Origin of the sequence: Pseudoalteromonas sp. SIMBA_162 (assembly GCF_046535955.1) — a bacterium.
Classification (GTDB): domain Bacteria; phylum Pseudomonadota; class Gammaproteobacteria; order Enterobacterales; family Alteromonadaceae; genus Pseudoalteromonas; species Pseudoalteromonas marina.
Genome location: NZ_JAWJBQ010000460.1, coordinates 1 through 269, shown reverse-complemented (window position 1 = coordinate 269; position 269 = coordinate 1). Strand labels below are relative to the sequence as shown.

General features: G+C 62.1%; 1 protein-coding gene. It reads right to left on the bottom strand.

The genetic code is table 11. From position 1 onward, the window contains the following. Positions 1 to 129 precede the first annotated feature (129 nt). Complete coding sequence (locus tag R0J88_RS20485) at positions 130 to 258, bottom strand: tetratricopeptide repeat protein (RefSeq protein ID WP_410900949.1); 129 nt, start codon at positions 256 to 258, stop codon at positions 130 to 132. Positions 259 to 269 lie beyond the last annotated feature (11 nt).

Sequence of the window (269 nt, the reverse complement as noted above, 5' to 3'; positions counted from 1 at the left end):
CGGCGCGACGGCAGGCCCTCAATGACAAGGCCCCGCTTCCTTTACCGGAGGCGGGGCCTTGTCGTCTGCGTGGCGTGATCAACTCATTGATACGGTCAGCGCACCAGCACGATCAGTACATCAGCACGATCAGTACATCAGAGCGAACAGTTGGCGGCGGAAGCGCACGGTCAGCTCATGGGTCGCGCCGAGGGCGTCGAAGACACGCAGCAGCGTCTTGCGTGCCAGATCATCGCCGTACTGGCGGTCGGTCTTCACCAGACTGATCA